At 65.5% G+C, this 386-nt stretch carries 1 protein-coding gene; it reads right to left on the minus strand.

Annotated features, from left to right (window positions below):
- Positions 1–386 (minus strand): hypothetical protein (locus tag AC0IYH_RS29730; protein ID WP_471837667.1); only part of this gene is annotated, 386 nt, incomplete at both ends.

Genomic DNA, 386 nt, shown 5'->3' on the forward strand with positions numbered 1-386 from the left:
GCGCGTTGCCGCGGATGACCGACGGATCGCCGCTGTAGTTGGACGAGGACTGCTGGAAATTGACCTGGAAATAGGCCTCCGCATTGTCGCCGACCTTGCCGGTGAACCGCGCCGACGCGCCGAAACGCTCGATGTTCGGCGACACCACGCCGTACTGATTCACCAGATCCTGCTGGCAGACGACGTTGGCGATCGCGCCGTTGTTGGTCTGCGCACGATCGGCGTCCGTGGTGTTGTACGGGGTGCCGTTCAGACAGCCCGGTGTCAGCAGCTGATATCGCGATCCGGGGACGGCCGTCGTGCCCGTCGCGGGACGCACGAAGAAGTTCGCGCCGGCGATGACGCCGTTGTTCGGCAGCAAGCCGTCGGAACCGAGGCCGTTGGCG

It is taken from the genome of Pseudomonas sp. AC463, assembly GCF_979253585.1.